Source organism: Hymenobacter lapidiphilus, assembly GCF_003417065.2.
In the GTDB taxonomy this organism is placed as follows: Bacteria; Bacteroidota; Bacteroidia; order Cytophagales; family Hymenobacteraceae; genus Hymenobacter.
Genome location: NZ_QVLT01000009.1, coordinates 46,625 through 63,045, shown reverse-complemented (window position 1 = coordinate 63,045; position 16,421 = coordinate 46,625). Strand labels below are relative to the sequence as shown.

15 protein-coding genes are annotated in these 16,421 nt (G+C 62.8%); 3 read left to right on the top strand and 12 right to left on the bottom strand.

What is annotated here, in order from left to right; translation table 11 throughout:
- Nucleotides 1–43: 43 nt before the first annotated feature.
- The 3 genes from D0N36_RS07350 to D0N36_RS07340 all read left to right on the top strand — a co-directional run bounded on the left by D0N36_RS07350 (nt 44) and on the right by D0N36_RS07340 (nt 5,240).
- The gene (locus tag D0N36_RS07350) at nt 44–1,162 is read left to right on the top strand and encodes an imelysin family protein (protein WP_116940752.1); all 1,119 of its coding nucleotides are present in this window, start codon (nt 44–46) and stop codon (nt 1,160–1,162) included.
- Nucleotides 1,163–1,336: 174 nt separating this feature from the next.
- Nucleotides 1,337–2,713, top strand: a complete 1,377-nt coding sequence (locus D0N36_RS07345; RefSeq protein ID WP_116940751.1) for an HTTM domain-containing protein — start codon at nt 1,337–1,339, stop codon at nt 2,711–2,713.
- A 103-nt stretch (nt 2,714–2,816) separates the two neighbouring features.
- Nucleotides 2,817–5,240: a TonB-dependent receptor gene (locus D0N36_RS07340; protein WP_116940750.1), complete on the top strand. Its 2,424-nt coding sequence runs from the start codon at nt 2,817–2,819 to the stop codon at nt 5,238–5,240.
- A gap of 215 nt (nt 5,241–5,455) precedes the next feature.
- Here D0N36_RS07340 and D0N36_RS07335 read toward each other — a convergent pair whose 3' ends face one another.
- From D0N36_RS07335 to D0N36_RS07280, 12 genes are all read right to left on the bottom strand, one after another.
- A complete protein-coding gene (locus D0N36_RS07335; protein ID WP_116940749.1) occupies nt 5,456–6,145 on the bottom strand; it encodes a hypothetical protein in 690 nt (229 codons plus the stop codon).
- 115 nt (nt 6,146–6,260) lie between these two features.
- Entirely contained in the window at nt 6,261–7,187 is a 927-nt protein-coding gene (hemF, locus tag D0N36_RS07330) for an oxygen-dependent coproporphyrinogen oxidase (protein WP_116940748.1), read from the bottom strand.
- A gap of 62 nt (nt 7,188–7,249) precedes the next feature.
- The gene (locus D0N36_RS07325) at nt 7,250–8,176 is read right to left on the bottom strand and encodes a universal stress protein (protein WP_116940747.1); all 927 of its coding nucleotides are present in this window, start codon (nt 8,174–8,176) and stop codon (nt 7,250–7,252) included.
- 139 nt (nt 8,177–8,315) lie between these two features.
- A complete protein-coding gene (locus D0N36_RS07320; RefSeq protein WP_242478831.1) occupies nt 8,316–9,083 on the bottom strand; it encodes a sulfite exporter TauE/SafE family protein in 768 nt (255 codons plus the stop codon).
- 167 nt (nt 9,084–9,250) lie between these two features.
- Nucleotides 9,251–9,718 carry a FixH family protein gene (locus D0N36_RS07315; RefSeq protein WP_116940745.1) on the bottom strand — a complete coding sequence of 156 codons (468 nt, stop codon included), beginning with the start codon at nt 9,716–9,718 and terminating at the stop codon, nt 9,251–9,253.
- Between the two features lie 252 nt (nt 9,719–9,970).
- Nucleotides 9,971–11,389 (bottom strand): cytochrome c oxidase accessory protein CcoG, encoded by a 1,419-nt coding sequence (gene ccoG, locus D0N36_RS07310; protein WP_116940744.1) that lies wholly within the window; start codon nt 11,387–11,389, stop codon nt 9,971–9,973.
- A 178-nt stretch (nt 11,390–11,567) separates the two neighbouring features.
- Nucleotides 11,568–12,488 carry a cbb3-type cytochrome c oxidase N-terminal domain-containing protein gene (locus D0N36_RS07305; RefSeq protein WP_116940743.1) on the bottom strand — a complete coding sequence of 307 codons (921 nt, stop codon included), beginning with the start codon at nt 12,486–12,488 and terminating at the stop codon, nt 11,568–11,570.
- The gene (locus D0N36_RS07300) at nt 12,482–12,703 is read right to left on the bottom strand and encodes a hypothetical protein (RefSeq protein ID WP_116940742.1); all 222 of its coding nucleotides are present in this window, start codon (nt 12,701–12,703) and stop codon (nt 12,482–12,484) included. Before D0N36_RS07300 ends, D0N36_RS07305 begins: the two co-directional genes overlap by 7 nt.
- A gap of 131 nt (nt 12,704–12,834) precedes the next feature.
- Nucleotides 12,835–15,054, bottom strand: coding sequence for a cytochrome-c oxidase, cbb3-type subunit I (gene ccoN / locus D0N36_RS07295; RefSeq protein WP_242478830.1), 2,220 nt, complete (start codon nt 15,052–15,054; stop codon nt 12,835–12,837).
- Between the two features lie 91 nt (nt 15,055–15,145).
- Nucleotides 15,146–15,316: a cbb3-type cytochrome oxidase assembly protein CcoS gene (gene ccoS / locus D0N36_RS07290; RefSeq protein ID WP_116940741.1), complete on the bottom strand. Its 171-nt coding sequence runs from the start codon at nt 15,314–15,316 to the stop codon at nt 15,146–15,148.
- A gap of 98 nt (nt 15,317–15,414) precedes the next feature.
- Complete coding sequence (locus D0N36_RS07285; RefSeq protein ID WP_242478829.1) at nt 15,415–15,855, bottom strand: HAD family hydrolase; 441 nt, start codon at nt 15,853–15,855, stop codon at nt 15,415–15,417.
- 200 nt (nt 15,856–16,055) lie between these two features.
- Complete coding sequence (locus D0N36_RS07280; protein WP_116940740.1) at nt 16,056–16,418, bottom strand: hypothetical protein; 363 nt, start codon at nt 16,416–16,418, stop codon at nt 16,056–16,058.
- Nucleotides 16,419–16,421: the final 3 nt, after the last annotated feature.

The following is a 16,421-nucleotide window of genomic DNA, read 5'->3' as shown; positions in this document are numbered from 1 at the left end:
TTACCCGGAGCGGGGCTGCCCCTTGCTTTTTCTCTTTTCTTCGATGCTGCTACCTAACCTGAAAACGCTGCGCCTGACGGCCGCTACCCTTAGCTTGGCCCTGCTGGCTTCCTGCGGCTCCGACAGCAAGTCGGAAAATGCCGCCCCCGCCGACTCGTTCGACCGGGCCGCTATGCTCGCCAACTACTCCGACCAGCTGATTGTGCCCGGCTTGCGGGAATTGAGCACTGAATCAGGCCAGTTGAGCGCGGCCGTTTCGGCCTTTGCCGCCAGCCCGTCGGCGGCTACCCTGCAAACGGCCCGCGCCGAGTTGCGCGAGGCCAATCTGGCCTGGCAGGCCATGAGCTCCTACGAGTTCGGCCCGGCCGAAGAGCAGATGCTGCGTTCCAACCTCAATATCTACCCCACTTCGACCACCCAGATTGAAGCCAACATCGGGGCCGGCTCCTACGATTTGGGCACGACGGCCAACCTGCCGGCCAAGGGCTTCCCGGCCCTCGACTACTTACTGTATGAAGGCGCGACGCCCGCAGCGGTAGTGGCGAAATTCACGGCTTCGACAGCTCGTGGGACTTATGCCAAAGCCGTGGCGGCCGAAATCAAGCAGCGCACCGAAACGGCTTACAACAAGTGGCTGGCCGGCGGCTACACCAAAACCTTCCAGCAGTCGACCGGCACGGCCGTGGGCAGCGCGGTGGCCAACCTGGTCAACCAGCTCAACGCCGATATCGATGTAACCAAGCGCTTCAAGGTAGGCGTTCCGTCGGGCCGCTTCACGGCCGGCACGGCCCAGCCAACCAAGGCCGAGTCGCCCTACGGCAACCTTTCGCTGGAGCTGCTCAAGCGCAACGTGCAGGCCCAGAAGGCGCTGTTCTTGGGCCAGACCGGCACCACCAATGGCCCCGGCCTCGACGATTACCTCACCCACGTGAAGGCCCAATACAACGGCAAGCCGCTGGCCGACGCCATCAGCCAGCAGTTTGATGCCGTGCTGGCCGCCATCGACGCGGTACCCGGCCCGCTCACCCAGGCCGTAGCCACCCAGCCGGCCAGCGTCAACAAGGTCTACGACGAGTTCCAGAAGCTCATCGTGCTCACCAAAACCGACATGCCATCGGCCCTGGGCGTATCCATCACCTACACCGACAACGACGGCGACTAATTGAGGCGCCCCAATGACGCGTCATGCTGAGCGAAGCAGAGCGTAGTCGAAGCATCTCTACCGCAGTGCTATTCCTGCTATTGGGTTTACCACTGCGGTAAAGATGCTTCGACTACGCTCTGCTTCGCTCAGCATGACACGTTCTTTAAGCCGCTTTACCTCTCATCGTTCCCCATGCCCACCCAAAAATTCTCCACTTCCTGGTTGATGCGGCCGGTTTCGGCGGCGCCGCTGGTGGTGTTTCGGGTGCTGTTTGGGGGCATGATGCTGGCCAGTATTGTGCGGTTTGCGGTTAAGGGCTGGATAAACGAGCTGTACGTTGCGCCCAAGGTTTTCTTCCCGTATTACGGGTTTGAGTGGGTGCAGCCGGCCGGGGCCGTGGGCATGCACGTGGTGTTTGGGCTGATGGCGCTGGGGGCGCTGGGCATTATGCTGGGCGCGTGGTACCGCTGGTCGGCCGTGCTGTTTTTCCTGACGTTTACCTACGTCGAGCTGCTGGATAAAAGCAACTACCTGAACCACTACTACTTCGTGTCGGTAGTGGCTTTTTTGCTGATTTGGGTGCCGGCCAACGCGCAGTTTTCGCTCGATGCGCGCTGGCAGCCGGGCCGGTGGCGGGCCACGGTGCCGCAGTGGGCGGGGCTGCTGCTGCGCACCCAGCTGGGCATGGTGTACTTTTTTGCCGGCGTGGCTAAGCTGAACCCCGACTGGCTTTTTGAGGCCATGCCGCTGCGCCTGTGGCTGCCCGCCCACACCGATTTGCCACTCATCGGCGGGCTGTTCGACCAGCTTTGGGTAGCCTACGCGTTCAGCTGGTTCGGGGCATTTTACGACCTCACGATTCCGTTCTTTCTGAGCGCGCGGCGCACCCGTTACTGGGCCTACGCCACGGTGGTGGTCTTCCATGTGCTCACGGCGGTGCTCTTCCAGATTGGCATGTTCCCCTACATTATGATGGTGAGCACGCTGCTGTTTTTTCCGGCTTCCTTCCACGAGAAGCTGCTGGGCTGGGCCCGCCGCCTGCTGGGCCGGCCGGCCGCAACGCCGGAACCGGCTCCGGCACATTTTGCGGCTTCGGCCGCGCCGCGGGGGCTGGTGGTGGCGCTGGGGCTGTGGCTGCTGGTGCAGGCGCTGCTGCCGTGGCGGTTCGTGCTGTATCCGGGCGACTTGTTCTGGAGCGAGCAGGGCTACCGCTTCTCGTGGCGGGTGATGCTGATGGAGAAAAGCGGCACGGCGTTTTTCTACGTGCTTGACCCGCGCACGGGCCACGAAACCGAAATCCGCAACCGCGACTACCTCACCGTAACGCAGGAAAAGCAGGTTTCTACCCAACCCGATATGCTCCTGCAGTTCGCCCACATCCTGCGCGACGATTACCGCCGCCGCGGCATCCCCAACCCGCAGGTACGGGCCGAGGCGTACGTAACGCTCAACGGCCGCAGCTCCCGTCTGCTCATCAACCCAAAACTGAACCTGGCCCAACAACAGGAAGGCTTCGGAGCGAAGCCGTGGATTTTACCACTGGAACCGATTGAGGCGGTGAATGAGTGAGGCCGGCTGCGCTTGTAGGGGCGGGACTTAGCCCCGCCCCTACCGTAGTATCTCGCTCAGTATAAGCGTACTTTTGCACCCCGATTCACCTCACCTCCGCCCAATGTCCCGCTTGCTGCTTCTGATTCTGCTGCTTTTCACCCTGCCCGCCCTCAGCCAGAACCTGACGCTGGGCGGCCGGGTAACGGACGCGCGCACGGGCCGGCCGGTGGCGCAGGCGGAAGTGCTGCTTACCAACTCGGGCCAGCTCACGCGCACCGACGCGCAGGGGCGCTACCGATTTGCAGACCTGCCAGCCGGCACGTACGCCCTCACGGCCTTTGCCGAGCAGTTCACCTCCCTCACCAAACCCGTGGAGCTGACGGCCGACGCCACGCTGGATTTCTCCCTTGCGCCTTCGGATGTGAAGCTGAGCGAGGTGAACGTGGAGGGTCAACGCGAACAGGGCTTCGGTATCCGGCGGCTGAACGCGGTGGAGGGCACCGCTATTTATGAGGCCAAAAAAACGGAGGTAATTGAGCTGAAGAACGTGACGGCCAACCTGGCCACCAACAACGCCCGGCAGGTGTTTGCCAAGGTGGCCGGGCTCAACATCTGGGAAAGCGACGGGGCGGGCATTCAGCTCGGTATTGGCGGGCGCGGGCTGAGCCCCAACCGCACCGCCAACTTCAACACCCGCCAGAACGGCTACGATATTTCGGCCGACGCGCTGGGCTACCCCGAAAGCTACTACACGCCCCCGATTGAGGCGCTGGACCGCATTGAGGTGGTACGTGGGGCGGCCTCGCTGCAGTACGGTACCCAGTTCGGTGGCATGCTCAACTTTGTGCTTCGCCGCGGGCCCACCGATAAGAAAATCCAGTTCACGACCCGGCAGACCGGCGGATCATTCGGCTTTTTTGATTCGTTTAATAGCGTAGGCGGCCAGTTGGGGCGCACCAACTACTACGCCTACTACCAGTACAAGCGCGGCGACGGATGGCGGCCCAACTCGGGCTTCGATGTGCACACGGCCTACGCCAGCGTGCAACATGCGGCCACCGAGCGGCTTAAAATCGGCCTCGACTATACCCGCATGTACTACCTGGCCCAGCAGCCCGGTGGCCTCACCGACACCCAGTTTGACCAGGATGCCCGCCAGAGCAGCCGCTCCCGCAACTGGTTCCGCGTCAATTGGAACCTGATGGCTGCCACCGCCGACTACCGTTTCTCCGACGCCACCCGCCTTAACTGGCGCACCTTCGGGCTGCTGGCCGACCGCACGGCCCTGGGTAACCTCAGCCGCATCGACCGGCCCGACGACCTGAACTCGCCCCGGCTGCTCATCCGCGACGAATTCCGCAACGTAGGCTCCGAGCTGCGGCTGCTGCACCGCTACGCGCTGGCCGGCTCCTTCTCGACGCTGCTGGTGGGCGGCCGGTACTACCATGGCTTCACCGACCAGCGCCAGGGCCCCGGCTCCCGCGCCGCCAATGCCGATTTCACGTTTTATCCGGCCGAGCAGAACGCCAGCATCACCCAGGCCGCCTACAAATACCCGAGCCGCAACGCGGCGGTGTTCGTCGAGAACATCTTCAACCTTACGCCCCGCCTCAGCCTCACACCCGGCCTGCGCTACGAGTGGATTCAGACCCGTGCCCGGGGCACGTTTGCCAAGGAAGAGTACGACCAGGCCGGTAATTTCCTCTCGGAAGAGAAGTTTGCCGAGCGGCGCCAGACCACCCGCGGCCTGCTGCTGGGCGGTCTGGGGGCCAGCTTCAAGCCCACCGAGCAAGTGGAGGTGTACGCCAACTTCTCGCAGAACTACCGGGCCATCAACTTCAACGATATGCGGGTGGTGAACCCCGGCATTCGGGTGGATCAGAACCTGCGCGACGAGCGGGGCTACAGCGCCGACCTGGGTTTGCGCGGCGGCCGGCCAGGCGTGTTCACCTACGATGCCAGCCTGTTTTACCTGGCCTACAACAACCGCATCGGCCTGCAGCCCGAGAAGGACACAGTGCGCTTTCAGAACTACCTGCTGCGCACCAACATCGGCCCCTCGCGCAACCTTGGCCTCGAAACCTTCGTGGAAGCCGACATTCTGCGCCTGCTCCAGGGTGAAAACGCCCGCACCGGCCTGAGCGTATTTTCCAACCTGACGCTGGTGGATGCCCGCTACAACATTGATAACGCCCTGTTCCGCGACAAAAAAGTGGAGCTGGCCCCCTCGCTCATCGCCAAAACCGGCATTGCATTCCGCCGGGGCCCGCTGAAACTGGCTTACCAGTACGCCTACACCAGCCGCCAGTTCACCGATGCCACCAACAGCCTGCGCGAGCCCTCGGCCGTGTTCGGCGAAATCCCGGCCTACTGGATTATGGACCTCTCGGGCAGCTACGAGTACAAATTCCTCAAGCTCGAAGCCGGCCTCAACAACCTCACCGACAACCGCTACTTCACCCGCCGCGCCACCGCCTACCCCGGCCCCGGCATCATCCCCGCCGACGCCCGCAGCTTTTACGTGACGCTACAGGCGCAGTTCTAGGGATCAGCAGAACAGTGTAGGGTGCGGGGCTTGCCCCCGCCCGCCGTTGGACGGTCCGGGTCTGAATCGTGCAACAGCGGGCGGGGGCAAGCCCCGCACCCTACACCGTTTGCAAAAAGCGAAGGGCCTCGTCCCGCAAGAACGGCCGTAACAACGACTCGTTTTAGCGGGGCAAAGTCCTTCGCTTCGTTCAAGATGACAGGCTTTTAACCGCCTTACTTCGGGCAGGGGCCGCGCAGGTCGATGAAGACGATGCGCCAGCGGCCGCCGGCCCCAGCTGACTTAGAGAAGTGGAACTGGTAGCCAGTGGTGGTTTGGAGTACGCCGCGGACGCAACGGCCCACCGCGGCCTGGGCTTGGTTGCGGGTGGCTTGGCGAAGAGTGGCGGTCTGCCAGAAATCTTGGGCCCGAAACTGAGTGGACGGGCCATTGAAGCAGCCTTTTTGGGCGAAGGTACCGGCCGGGCAACTTGGCTCGGGCAGGCGCTCCACTACCTGGGGCGTGGGGCAGTCCATCAGCTTTTTATCGAGGCTGAACAGCGGCTGCTCCTTTTGGGTGAGCAGGTTCTTCACGTCGGCCACGCGGGTAATCTGAGGCTTACCATCGACTTGCTCCAGCAGCCAGAGGCCATATTCGGGGTCGATGAGCTGGTTGAAGGTTTCCGCATCGTGGCCGCGCAGGCTGCCTTCCAGAATCACCCAGGCCCCGGCCACGCTGGTGTCGGCGGGCATCACCGCTTTTTCGGTCCCCACGGTAGCCGGGTCGGGGTCGGGCACGTCGGACGTCAGCACTTGTGGCTGGCCCGAGGCGCGGGGCTCATCGGGCATGCCGTTGGGGTTTTTCACGTCGCCGCAAGCGGCCAGCACAAGGGCGGCCAGGGCCGGGAGTAGCAGAGGAAAGCGCATAGGTAGAGATTAAGAAATCAGGGAAGGAATTGCGAAGGGGAAACGCATCATGCTGAGCATGACACGTTTTTTTTCAACAGCGCTAAGCACTATCAACGAAGCACTAAAAACTAATTCACACCCACTCCACATCCTTGCGCAACCACTGTTGGGTAGCGGCTTCGGGCGAACCAGGCTCGGGGTGAAAATCGTAGTACCACTCGCACTGGGGCGGCAGGCTCATGAGGATGCTTTCGGTGCGGCCGCCGGTTTCGAGGCCAAACCTGGTGCCCCGGTCGATGGCCAGGTTGAACTCGGCGTAGCGGCCGCGGCGCACCAGCTGCCACTGTTCCTGAGCTTCGGTGTGGGGCTGGTCGCGGTTGCGGCGCATCAACTCGGCGTAGGTGCGGCCGTACACCTCGCCCACGTCCTGCACGAAAGCGAATAGCTCCTCAAATGAGCCGTCGCGGCCTACGGTGAGGCGGTCGAAGAAGATGCCGCCCACGCCGCGGGTTTCCTGGCGGTGGGGCAGGTAGAAGTACTCGTCGGCCCACTGCTTGAAGCGCGGGTAGTAGCTGGCGTCGTGCCGGTCGCAGCTGCTTTTGATTTGCTCGTGAAACCAGCGGGCCTGGGCTTCATCCACATAAATCGGGGTCAAATCGAGCCCACCGCCGAACCAGGCTTCGCCGTTACCGGCCTCGAAGTAGCGCACGTTCATGTGCGAGATGGGCACCAGCGGGCTGCGCGGGTGCTGCACCACGCTCACGCCGGTGGCGAAGTAGGCGGAGTCGGGCATAAGCAGCTGCCGGGCGGCCGCCTCGCTCATGCGGCCCGACACGGCCGAGAAGTTCACTCCGCCCTTCTCCAGCACGTCGCCGTGGCCGATAACGCGGGTCAGGCCGCCCCCACCACCTTCGTGCTCCCAGGCATCCTGCCGGAAAGTGGCACCGCCATCGGCCGTTTCCAGCTGCCGACAAAGCCAGTTCTGGAATTCGCGCATCCAGCTTTCCACCGTAGTGCGGGCCGGAATCAGGTCTTGGGCGGAAGTGGTGACGGTTGCCATAGCGTACTCGGTTTGGGTGATAAGGTATTTTGACCGGCGTAGAAACGCAATTCTTTGCCTCTCTACAGCCCAGCAACCAGTTTAGCGTCCGAGGCCAGGGTGCGGGGCGTTTGGGCGAGGCGCTCGGTACACTTGTCGCAGCAGGTGACGGCCGTGGCCGGGGCGGCAGCGGGCAGCACCAGCACCGGGATGCAGGTGTGGTAGGCCCGGGTGGCCACGTAGCAGGCATCAAAATAGCGCAGGAGCTTAGCCTGACTGGTGGGCGCGATGAGCAGCAACTGGGCTTGAGTGCGGGCGCAGAAGTCGCCAGTGCCTTCCAGCGGGGCATCGTCTTCGAGCAGGTGGCGAACTACTACGGGCCAGGTCAGTTGGGCGGCAGCGCGGCCCATCGCCAGCTGCAGGGCGCGGCGGCGGCTGCGGTCCTGGGGGGCGTAGAACTGCACCAACTCCAGCGGGGCCGGGAAGGCCTCGGCCAGGGCCGAAGCGCGGGGCAGCACGGCCAACGGCAGCGTGCTAAAATCAGCGGAGAACACCAGCCGCTTAGGCAACGAGCGGCGGCCCGGCGGCACAATCAGCATCGGGCAATCGACCAGCTCGCGGATGGCGGCGGCGTGGTTGCCGGGCGCTTCTTCGCGGCCGCAATCCACGTGTTCGAGGCCCACAACCAGCATATCGGCCCCGCAGCGGTCGGCTTCGGCGCGCACGTGGTCGTGGAGGCAGCCGCTGAGCACGCGGTAGGCGTAGCGGATGCGGCGGCCGCTTTGACGGGTGAGCTGCTGGTAGCGCAGGCGCTCGACCAGGCTGCGCAGGCGCTGCTCCTCGGTAGCCAGCACAGCAGCCGTGGCGGCGGCAGTCAGCGGCTCGGCGGGCGCGGGGTGGCAGTAGAGCAGCACGATTTCGGCCGGCCAGCGGATGGCCAGCTTATTGGCGTAAGCGAGGGTGTGCTCGGTGGCGGCAGTATGGTCAAGGGAAACGAGCAGGGTTTTCATGGGCGGGAGGAAGTTGGGTTTGAGCTGTTAGCTATTAGCCTTTGTTCTGATTGACGAAGCCTTGCAGCTTGGCTTGTATGCGTCTGCTTTTGAATAGACGTTCGATGCGCCGAATGCTGCTTGAAGCCGCTGCAGCTGCTCAGTGGCAGAGTGTGACGGTGGTGGCGGGCCGTTCGGCGGTGGCGGTGGCGGCGGGCAGTTGTGGGCTCAGGTACGGGATGCCCAGCCCCAGGCCGCGCACGATGAACAGTGCGGCTAGGCCCAGCGCCAGCACCGGCACGGCCCGCCGCAGCCGTCCGCGCCACACCAGCGGCACGAGTTGGCCGGTGAGCGAGAGGGCCACCATCAGCGGCAGCGTGCCCAGCCCGAACAGGGCCATGTAAGCCGCCCCGCCCGCCATGCCGGGCGCGCTCAGGGCCCCGGCCAGCGCCAGATACACCAGGCCGCAGGGCAGCAGACCGTTGAGCAGGCCGGTAGTGTAGAGCGCGCCGAGCGTGGGCCGCTGGTAGAAATAGGCCAGCTGGTTTTTCACCTTCGCCAGAACCGGTGCCAGGCCCAAGGCCCCGGCGGCGCGACCCAGGTACCGCTCGGGCGTTACTACCAGCACCAGAATCAGCAGACCCGACAGTAGCGACAGGCTTTGCTGCCAGCCGGCCAGCTGCAGCCCCTGCCCCAGCCCGCCGGCCACCGCCCCGAGTGTGGCGTAAGTAGTCACCCGGCCCAGGTTGTAGAGCACCCGTCCCAGCACGTAACGTCCGCGCGGCTGCCCCGCGCCGGGCAGCGCCAGCGCAATGGCTCCGCACATGCCTACGCAATGGAAGCTACCAATCAACCCGAATAAAAAACCGGCCCAGAGCATGTAGTGAGTGATAAGGTTAGGGGCAAGGAAATAGAAGGAACGTGTCATGCCTCATCTGGCGTCCGCGAAGGCGTAGCCGCAGTCGAAGCATTTTTACTGCAGTGCTAACCCCGTCGTCTGCTCACTATCACAACGGAGCGGTAGAGATGCTTCGACTCCGCCTCCGGCTTCGCGGACGCCAGATGAGGCATGACAGTCCTTTCGGCCAAATAGCCCTACTGCTCAATCGACAGCTCTTCCTCCAGGAAATAGGTCTGGTTGTTGGCGGTGAAGTCGACGCGGAGGCGCCAGAGACCGGGCGCCAAGCGGCTGGTGTTGAGCTGCTGGGTGGCCGGCTCGCCGGTGGGCTGAAAGGGCAGCGTAAAATCGAGTTCCTGGTTGGAGGGGCGGAAGAAGTGCAACGTCCCCTTCACGGTTTGGCCGCGTAGGGCGGCGGGCAGTTCCAGCGTAAGGCGGCGGGTGGCCGGATTCAGCTCCACCTGTATCGGCGTGGGCAGGGCGTTGGTGCGGGCTACCGCTACCATGCGCTGGCCGTGGCGCAGCTCCTGCTGGTAGTAGTCGGCACTCACCAAATCCACGCTGGTGCGCATGGCTTGCTGCACCATGTAGCCGATGTAACTGGCAAACAGCACATAGGTGGCAATGATATAGTAAGGCCAGCGGGAGGATTTCTGCTGAGACATGAGACCGGGGGAAGTGGGGTTGCGGGACACGGGGATAGTGAGATAGAGGAAGTGGAAGAAGGAATATGTAGTGGAAAAAGAACCGTGTCATGCTGAGCGAAGCCGGAGGCGGAGTCGAAGCATCTCTACCGCTTCGTTGCCATGGCAATTAGGCGGCAGGGTCAGTGTTGCGGTAGAGATGCTTCGACTACGCTCCGCTTCGCTCAGCATGACACGTTCTTTTGCCTTCTCACCTCAGCACCCTCTCCCCTATCAACGCATCACCGGGCCCAGGAACTTGGTGCTGGTTTCGGCGATGAGCTCGTTGCCGCTGTAGATGCCGATGCGCAGGGTCTGGTTGGTTTCGTGTAGGGCCGTGCGGGGCAGCTCGACGAAGAACACGCTTTCGGTGAGGCCCTGGGCGGGCAGGCGCAGGCCGCTTTCGGGGGCGCCCACTACCGTGAGCGTGCCGCCGGCCGGCTCCAGCACCCGCAGCGAAATTGGGTAGGGCTGGTTGGTTTTGTTGATGACGGAGATGTTGTAGAGGTTGCGGATGGTGCCCTGCTCCGTTTTCTGGTAGAGCTGACCCGGCGTGCGCAGCACCGTGGCCGCCACGTTGGAGCGCGACGTCAGCAGCAGGACCAGCGCAAGTATCAGCACGCCCAGCGCGCCCGAAAGCGCCTTCATGCGGCCCGTGAGGCGGAACTTGGTGCCGCGGGCAATGTCGTTTTCCGAGGCGTGCCGGATGAGGTTGGGTGGCAGGTTCACCAGCTCCATGATGTTGTTGCAGGCGTCGATGCAGGCCGTGCAGTTGGTGCACTCGAGCTGCTGGGCGCCATTGCGGATGTCGATGCCGGTGGGGCAAACCTGCACGCACTGGTGGCAGTCGATACAGTCGCCGGCGGTGCGGTCCTGGTTTTTGCGCAGCTTCTCGCGGGGCTCGCCGCGCTGGTAGTCGTAAGCCACCACGAGGCTATCCTTATCGAGCAATACGCCCTGCAGACGGCCGTAGGGGCAGGCAATGGTGCACACCTGCTCGCGGAAGCGGGCAAACACCGCATAGAAAACGCCGGTGAACAGCACCATTGACGATAGGCCGCCCAGGTGGGCCGTCAGCGGGTCGGTTACAATTTTGATGAGCGCCTCGGTGCCGATGATGTAGGCCAGAAAGGTGTTGGCAATCAGGAAAGACAGCAGCAGGAAGATGGTGTGCTTGGCCGTTTTGCGCCAGAGCTTGTCCCAGTCCAGCTCGCGCCGGTCCAACGCCTTTTGCTGGGGCGCGTCGCCTTCAATCCAGTACTCGATGCGCCGGAACACCATCTCCATAAAGATGGTCTGGGGGCACACCCAGCCGCAGAATACCCTGCCGTACACGATGGTGAACAGGTAGATAAACAGGGTGAAGGCGAGGGCCGCAATCAGGAGAATGAAGAAATCCTGGGGCCAGAAAATTTGGCCGAAGATGATGAACTTCCGGTCCGGGAAATTCATCATCAGTACCGGTAAACCCTTGATGCGCAGCCAGGGGCCGGCAAACAGCAGCACCAGCAGCCCGTAGCTAATCCACTTACGGGCCTCATAAAGGCGGCCGCTGGGTTTCTTGGGATACAGCCACACGCGCTTGCCCTCGGCATCCACCGTCGAGATGGTGTCGCGGAACGAGTCGTCGGGCTGGTAGGGGGCAGTGGACATGGGTGTTTGTGGATAAGGGGCAAGCGGAGGCTCGTAAGCAAACCGACTGTCATGCTGAGCGCAGCGGAGCGTAGTCGAAGCATCTCTACTGCTTCGTTGTCAAACTACCTCTTGCATCAGGTTTAGCCTTGCGGTAGAGATGCTTCGACTACGCTCAGCATGACAGTTCTTCTGGTTTCTATTTAGCGGCAATAGGTTGGCCCGATGGAGCTTCCTTCTCGCCCTGGGGCTCTTTGGGGTTGGCCGGGTTGGTACCGCGTATCGACTCGACGTAGGAGGAAACCTGGAGCATCTGCTTGGCCGAGAGCTTGCCTTTCCAGGCCACCATGCCTTTGCTGGTGATGCCAAACTTGATGGTTTTGTACACCTGGTTGATTTCGCCGCCGTGCAGCCAGTAGTCGTCGGTGAGGTTGGGGCCGACTTTGCCCTCGCCTTCGTTGCCGTGGCAGGCCGCGCAGTTGGTGGCAAACAGGGCTTTACCAGCATCCAGATCGGGGCCCGCAGTGAGGACCGCGTAGGTGGTCGCCTTGTTGGGGTCATCGTCATCGGCCGACACCAGCAGGGCGGCTTGCTGCATTTCGGTTTCGTACTCGGCCGCCTGCAGGTCGCCGGTGTAGGTGACGTGGTAGAACACCATGTAGCCCACGGCAAACACGATGGTGAAGTAGAAGCCATACTTCCACCACGGCGGCAGGTCGTTGTCGAACTCGGTGATGCCGTCGTAGTCGTGGCCCATCAGCTCGTCCTTGTTGCGGCCGGTTACCAGCGTGGCATCCCCCACGAGCAGGCCCAGCACCTTACCGCTCCAGGTGTCGTGCACCGTGGGCAGGTGGTAGAGGGCCCGCAGCTGGGGCTTCATCTTGACAACCAGCAGCACGAAGAGCAGGCCGAACACCAGTAATACCAGCCCCAGCGTGGCTGTGAGAAACCAGAACATAAACAGCTGGGCACCCATATCGGGGGCGGCGGCCGTAGCGGCGGCGGCTTCCAGCGCGGCGGCGTCCTGGGCAACGGCTGCCAGGACCGGGGCGAGGAGTCCGGCAGCCAGCAGCAGGGCACGGCGAGCCCGAATAGCGGCGGCAAGCGGGCGGGCTACCATGGCTTGGAGTCGAAAAGAGGGTCAGAATCAGCGTCCTCGGAGGCTGCCTCGGCCGCGTCGGGGAGCAGGGGTAGCGCGCTCATATCGTGCAGGTGCTGGCGGTTGGCCACGAATACGTACACTAGCAAGCCAAGGAAAAACAGGAAGAATATGCCGAACGAGATGAGCGGATATATCTCGATGCCGGCAATCGAACGCAACACTTCTTTGTGCATAACGAAGGGGTATTAAAGTCTGGAGGACGAAGAAAAAGCAGTAGCAAAAGGCAAGCGGTAGGCCGGGGTCCGGGCGTCCAAAGGGCGTTAGGCCCGGGGGATTGAAGACCCCGGCTGTTCACTTGGCCGGCCTACTGGGCGGCGGTGGCGGCGGCAGTTTCGGCAGCCGGCTTCACCTTGATATCGGTGCCGAGGCGCTGCAGGTAGGCAATCAGGGCCACAATCTCCCGGTCCGATTTCACGTCGATGTCTTCCTTCTTCAGGTCGGCCGCAATGCCATCGGCCTGGCGGCGGGCATCAGCTTCGGCATCCTTGTCGTAGCCGGCGCGGTAAGGCGTGCCCAGCTGCTGCAACACCCGGATTTTGGTGGCCAGCGTCGAGTAGTCGATTTCGTTGTCGAACAGCCACGGGTAGGGCGGCATAATGGAGCCGGGCGACATGCTGGTGGGGTCGAGCATGTGGTTGTAGTGCCACGAGTGCGGGTACTTGCCGCCGAGGCGGTGCAGGTCGGGCCCGGTGCGCTTGCTGCCCCACAGGAAGGGCCGGTCGTACACGAATTCGCCCGCCTTGCTGTACTCGCCGTAGCGCTCGGTTTCAGAGCGGAGCGGGCGCACCATCTGGGTGTGGCAGTTCGAGCAGCCTTCCTTGATGTAGAGGTCGCGGCCCTGCAACTCCAGCGCCGAGTACGGCTGCACGGCCGCAATAGTGGGCACGTTGCTCTTGATGAGGAAGGTCGGAACCATCTCCACGGCACCGCCGATGGCAATAGCCACGGTGGCCCAGATGGCCAGCTGGAAGGGGCGACGTTCAATCCAGCGGTGCCAGTGGCCTTCGTTGGCGTGGGGGTCTTCGCTGGCGGGTAGCAGTGGGGCGGCCGTGGCCTTCTCCTCGGCCAGCAGCTTGCCGGCTTTGGCGGTTTTCCACAGGTTATACACCATTAGGAAAACGCCGCTCAGGTACATGATGCCGCCAATACCGCGCAGGTAGTACATGGGCACAATCTGCAGTACCGTTTCGAGGAAGTTGGGGTACTGCAGCATCCCCTCGGCGTTGAACTGCTTCCACATCAGGCCCTGGGTAAAGCCGGCCCAGTACATCGGAATGGCATAGAACAGGATGCCCAGCGTGCCAATCAGGAAGTGGGCGTTGGCCAGCTTCTTCGAGTAGAGCGGCGTGCGGTAGAGGCGCGGCCACAGCCAGTAAAGCATGGCAAACGTAAGGAAGCCGTTCCAGCCCAAAGCCCCCACGTGCACGTGCGCTACAATCCAGTCGGTAAAGTGGGCAATAGCGTTTACGTTCTTGAGGCTCAGCATCGGGCCCTCGAAAGTGGCCATACCGTAGGCCGTAATAGCCACCACCAAAAACTTGAGCACCGGCTCCTCGCGCACTTTGTCCCAGGCGCCGCGCAGCGTCAGCAAACCGTTAATCATACCGCCCCAGCTGGGCGCAATCAGCATGATGGAGAAGGCCACGCCCAGGCTTTGGGCCCAGTCGGGCAGCGAGGTGTAGAGCAAGTGGTGCGGTCCAGCCCAGATGTAAATGAAAATCAGCGACCAAAAGTGAATAATCGACAGCCGGTACGAGTACACCGGCCGGCCGGCGGCCTTGGGCAGGAAGTAGTACATCAGGCCCAGGTAGGGCGTGGTCAGGAAGAAGGCCACGGCGTTGTGGCCGTACCACCACTGCACCAGCGCATCCTGCACCCCGGCGTAGGCCGAGTAGCTCTTCATGAAGCTCACGGGCAAAGCCGCCGAGTTGACCAAGTGCAGCACCGCGACCGTTATAAACGTGGCGATGTAGAACCAGATGCCCACGTACAGGTGCCGCTCGCGCCGCTTGGCAATCGTGCCGAACATGTTCCAGCCGAACACCACCCAGATGATGGTAATCAGGATGTCGATGGGCCACTCCAACTCGGCGTATTCCTTGCTGGTAGTGAAGCCCATCGGCAGCGAGATGAGCGCGCTCAGGATGACGAGCTGCCAGCCCCAGAAGTGGATTTTACTGAGCGCCTTCGAGTACATCGGCGTCTTGCACAGACGTTGCAGCGAGTAGTAAACGCCCATGAAAATACCGTTGCCCACGAAGGCGAAAATCACGGCGTTGGTGTGCAGCGGCCGGATGCGCCCGAAGGTGGTGTAAGCGTTGCCCAGGTTGGCTTCGGGCAGGGCCAGCTGAAACGCGGCCAGAATGCCGACTATCATGCCGGCGACGCCCCAGAATACCGTGGCCACGCCAAAGTCGCGGACAATCCGGTTATCGTAAAAGAAGGTGTCCACGGCCCGCACCGGTTCGGGATGAACCAAGACGGAGTCGGGCGCGGCCGGCGGTAGCGGAGTTGCGGCTTGCATGTGGGGATGTGACTAATTGGAGAATGTCCCAAAGGTCCCCCAGTGCCCCCCCGCGTAGCATGACGCCGGTTAGCCGCCCGCTTGATTTGCGTCAGGTAGGGCTGCCGGCCCTGCGTTGCACCTCATCCTCATCGAACAGCATCCGCACGGAAGGCGTGTAGGTATCGTCGTACTGGCCCGAGCGCACCGACCACAGAAAGGCCGCCAGGAAGAACAGCGCCACCAGCAGGCTGATACCGATAAGCAGGAAGATAATGGTCATGGCAGAAGGGTTTTTTGAGCTATGCTAATCGCAGAGTGGTTTGTGAGAACGATGTAGGGTGCGGGGACAAGCCCCGCCCCCTACATCGTTCTTGTAGCTCAGAGCTGCACGTTCTTAGCCGCGCGGCGCACCAGCACGGTGGCCACGAGCATCACGCTCAGCGAACTGATGGGCATGAGGATGGCGGAGACGATGGGCGTAAACAGGCCCTGCACCGCCAACGCCAGCCCGAAGGCGTTGTAGCAGAAGGACAGCGCGAACGTGACCAGCACCACCCGCAGGCAGGCCCGCGAAAAGCGCATGAACGTGGCCAGCCGGCCGAACTCCGCCGCGTCGAGGAGGGCGTCGCAGGCGGGCGAGAAGTTGGTGAGCGTGTCGGTGAGGGCCAGGCCCGCATCGGCGGCGCGCAGGGCGCCGGCGTCGTTCAGCCCGTCGCCCACCATCACCACGGTGTGGCCTTTGGCGCGCTCGGCGGCAATGTAGGCCAGCTTATCGGCCGGCGACTGGCCGAAGTGCAGCGCGGCATCGGGGCCCAGCATCGCCCGCAGGCGAAGCGCCGGCTTCGCGGCCGTTATGCGCAGTTAGCGCCGCATCGTTCAATGGGCCGCGAAGCTGGCGCTTTGCGCTACGGTTGTTCTGCGTAAGCACTACATACACATGCCGCCCCTGCGGGGCTCAAAAACAACCCGAGCGCATAAGGTCCTATTGAGTTTGCGTGGTGCCTTCGTTTAAACAGCCGCTACAGTTTGGGCTTCAGGCCGCTTTCCAGCGAAAGCAACTGGTTTTCAATCTGGTCGGCGAAGATGTTAATTTGGTCGAGGCCGGCGCGGGCCTCCTCGATGAGGCCGCGCTGGTAGCGGTTGGCCAGCTCGAAGCTGGTACCCAGCATTTGCTGCAGGGTGTTTTCCAGCTCATACACGGCGGGCTGATTACCCAGTTCGGGCTTTAAAACCGTCTGAATCCACTGACCCAGCGGGTTTTCGGCGTAGGCAAACAGGGCCGGATCGGCTTCGCGCACCCCGTAGAGCACCGAGCGTAGCCGCGACTTAAAGAGCACCTGCCTGACGCGGGCCTGTTGAAAGTCGAAAGAAGAGAGAGGCATGCC